The sequence below is a fragment of the Anaerosporobacter sp. genome, assembly GCF_965301125.1.
In genome coordinates this window covers 1-3,619 of sequence record NZ_CBDLAM010000279.1, presented here as the reverse complement: position 1 = coordinate 3,619, position 3,619 = coordinate 1, and the positions used below count along the sequence as shown (strand labels likewise).

Here is a 3,619-nt window from a genome sequence, read left to right as displayed (position 1 = left end):
TAGTAGATCGTTATTCTTCCAGCTGTACTATACCCCTATGTATTTAATGTGTTGTTTTCCGGTCATCAACGGTACTTCTATATAATACAATAAGTTGTGTTAATTGTCAATATAATTTTAAATATTTATTCATTATTTTTTATTTTACATCTACTCTACAAAAAGCGAAATAGCTACCTGTCTCCATACCAATTATTTAAAAAACAAATTACTACACTTACTGATGAATCCAGTATAATATATTCTAATATCGCACTCGCTACACTAATGTATCCTGTCGCTATTTATATACACCCTCACCTAATTCTACCAATTTGTCATAATCCTTAATAGAATATCCACTCTCTAACTTTTCCATATACCCATTCTCACAAAATTTTTTTAGACAACGTAATAAATGCCGATAACTTGTACCTAATAGTTCCGCTGTTTGAACTAGATTTTCACTAAAATATAATTCCTTATTAATAGAGATAATATACGCCGCTAGGCGATTTTCTAATGGATATAATAGATTTCTTGCACTATTACTTGATAATTTATTTAGTTTTAAAGCTAACTTGGAAGCAATGGATCGTAACAATTTGTTATCTTCTAATAATAATCCGCGATAACGTACTGTTGATATGCGAAAGCAATAGATTTTCGTTATACATTCGACATTTGCTACCATAGGTTGATTCGTCATCAATTCAACATCTCCTACATATTCAAAATCACTATAAAAGGAAAATAATAATGATTTTCCCGACTCCGTCATTGTATATATTTTAGCTTTTCCTTCTAAAAAGAAATATATATAATTGGCTTCATCACCAACATGGCAAATATATTCCCCCGCACGAAATTCACATAACTGGATTTCATAATTATTTTCTAACATTAGTATTTTATCAAATTCGAATTTGTCTATGTAATAGGTAATCAAATTTTTATTATTAATAATCTCCATATCAATACCAAAATCCCCTCTAAAAATATTTTCTACATATAGTGTGACATATGTCATATACTAATGCAAGATTTATTCTTATAATCGTACTAAATCATTTAAAAGAAGGGATAAATTATGACTCAGTTACTCGCGATACTTAATGGTATCTTAATTACTACAATGATTATGATGAACGGTGAATTAGCTTCTCACATTGGAAACTACCATGCTACTGTTTTTATTCATTTATCAGGATTTATACTAATTACAGTATTTATGTTAATACAAAGGAAAAAGTTTAAAAATAAAAATGAAAAGTTTCCTCTATATCTGTATACAGGTGGTATCATCGGAGTATTAACGGTGGTATTCAACAATTTTAGTACTATCCATTTAGGCGTTACAATAACTTTGGGATTAAGTCTATTCGCCCAGACAACTACTTCTCTTATAATTGACCATTACGGATTACTAGGAAGTATAAAACACCCATTTAACAAACATAAACTAATCGGACTAGGTTGCATTATCCTTGGTATATTTGCAATGTTCATATAAAGAAAGGAGAATGTTTATGGCACTTTTCGCAGCTATAACATGTGGTATTACTGTTGTAATTAGCCGTACTACCAATGCAAGTCTTAGTAGTTACATCAAAAATACAGGTAGCACATTCTATAATTACTTAACTGGCGGAATTGTTTCTCTCATTGTTCTACTACTATCAAATGAAATAGCCCCTTCATGGGTTTTTCCAAATAGTTTAAATGGATATATCATGTATTTCGGTGGTATTGTAGGTGTATTCTCAACTTTACTTTCCAATTATATTACTCCTAAAATTTCTGCTTTTCAATTTACCATCATATTGTTCATTAGTCAGATCTTTACTGGAATAATTATTGATTGGCTACTATATGATACTTTGTCAGTTGGTAAAATTCTAGGTGGCATACTTGTACTAGTAGGTTTAATCTATAATACTTATATTGATTACAAGCAACGTAATTTAGTTAATCTTACATCTTAGATTTAAATACAAGCATTCATTCATGCTTCTAACTTATGACAAATGTAACTTGTTAATGCGTGTAAAATACGTTACTCTATTAGTAAGAAAGGGGCGTGGTTTCTTATCATGAGAAAAAAATTATCCTCCACTCTTTGGGGATTGTTTTTCATATGTATCGGAATATTAATTATTGGTAATATATTTGGTTTATGGGATTTCGTACTATTCTTTCCAGGTTGGTGGACAATGTTTATCATCATCCCTTGTTTTATACACATTATCTCTGATGGCATACACATAAGTTCAGTAGTCGGTTTAACAATTGGTATATTACTCTTATTAATGCGTCAGAATGTAATCGATATTGCATTAACAAGAAAATTAATAATTCCTATTATATTAATCATCATCGGACTTGGAATCATATTAAAGAATATGGTCCGTGTATCAAATAATAAAGATTTTCATGATTTTGAAATACATTATGATAAAAATTCATCAAATTATACAACTGTCTTTCACTCAAGAAAAATATTCATACCAAATGATAAGTTCTTTGGAGCATCCTTAAGTTCTGTTTTTGGTGAACTTCAAGTAGATCTATCAAGTGCTATTATTACACAGGATATAGTAATACACTGTTCTAGCGTATTTGGAGATATTCAATTGTTTGTACCATCTAATGTATATGTAAAAACATCAGGTTCACAGATCTTTGGTTCTATGAAAAATAAAACAACTCAGGTTACTGACAGTGGTAAACCTACCATTTATCTTAATTACTCAGCTATTTTTGGTGAAATTACAGTACAATAACAGAATTACTTATAAAAATTGAAGGCGACTTTTTGGTCGCCTTTAATTTTTATAGGTAATTCTGTTTATTGATTCTATCTTATATACGCTATATAATTACAGTAACTATATTTTGTCGAAAGGTGGGACAATTAATGAGTACATATAACGATAAAGCACTTTTATCACAGAAAGAAATCGATATTCTAGTTAATTTCTTAATAGATCTAAAACAAAGTAGTCTTCAAAACTCTGTCCTTACACAAGATAGTATTGATAAATTAGTCCAAATATTACTAAACAGTGACATGGACTTATTGAAATTAGATAATGAAAATATTAATAATAACTCCAACCACGGAACAGTAGATACTTTAAGTAACCTTATTCAATATGATAATAAATTAACTTATGAATTATCGTTTGAGGTAATTGATAATAAAGTTGATTTATTAGCTACTCACCCAGAAACTAGTACCACCTTACATATCACTCCAAAGTCTCTAGAATTGATGTCAATCGTAGAAGATAAATCTTACTGGGGTTGTTGTATCGATCCTAATTTATTTGATAAGATTGCAACTGTCTTTCATTTTAAATATAAGCGCAAAACATTAGATTCTATCACTAAATTATTTGTCGAAAAAATGTATGGTACAGCTTCAGTTGAGCTTCCCAATATATATCATCCCTCTATTCTAAGTGTATCTCAAAACTTAATATAATTTTTTATCTTTTAATTACTTATATAAATATTTTATGTTCTAAAAATCTAAAAAAACGCTTAATCAATTGATTAAGCGTTTTTCATTCATCTCACTTATATCTTCAAAACTACACATTGAATTGTCAGCATTCTTTTGGTTAAGCCCTCGACC

5 protein-coding genes are annotated in these 3,619 nt (G+C 29.2%); 4 read left to right on the top strand and 1 reads right to left on the bottom strand.

The features are described 5' to 3' along the window. Nucleotides 1-280: 280 nt before the first annotated feature. The gene (locus ACW2QF_RS18660; protein ID WP_455717521.1) at nt 281-952 is read right to left on the bottom strand and encodes a cyclic nucleotide-binding domain-containing protein; all 672 of its coding nucleotides are present in this window, start codon (nt 950-952) and stop codon (nt 281-283) included. Between the two features lie 117 nt (nt 953-1,069). Between ACW2QF_RS18660 and ACW2QF_RS18655 the strand changes: the two genes are divergently transcribed. The 4 genes from ACW2QF_RS18655 (at nt 1,070) to ACW2QF_RS18640 (ending at nt 3,466) form a co-directional block, all read left to right on the top strand. Further along, entirely contained in the window at nt 1,070-1,492 is a 423-nt protein-coding gene (locus tag ACW2QF_RS18655) for a DMT family transporter (RefSeq protein ID WP_455717520.1), read from the top strand. Nucleotides 1,493-1,508: 16 nt separating this feature from the next. Beyond that, complete coding sequence (locus ACW2QF_RS18650) at nt 1,509-1,964, top strand: DMT family transporter (RefSeq protein ID WP_455717519.1); 456 nt, start codon at nt 1,509-1,511, stop codon at nt 1,962-1,964. Nucleotides 1,965-2,072: 108 nt separating this feature from the next. Then, nucleotides 2,073-2,762 carry a LiaF transmembrane domain-containing protein gene (locus ACW2QF_RS18645; protein WP_455717518.1) on the top strand — a complete coding sequence of 230 codons (690 nt, stop codon included), beginning with the start codon at nt 2,073-2,075 and terminating at the stop codon, nt 2,760-2,762. Between the two features lie 134 nt (nt 2,763-2,896). Then, entirely contained in the window at nt 2,897-3,466 is a 570-nt protein-coding gene (locus ACW2QF_RS18640; RefSeq protein ID WP_455717517.1) for a hypothetical protein, read from the top strand. The last annotated feature ends 153 nt before the right edge of the window (nt 3,467-3,619 follow it).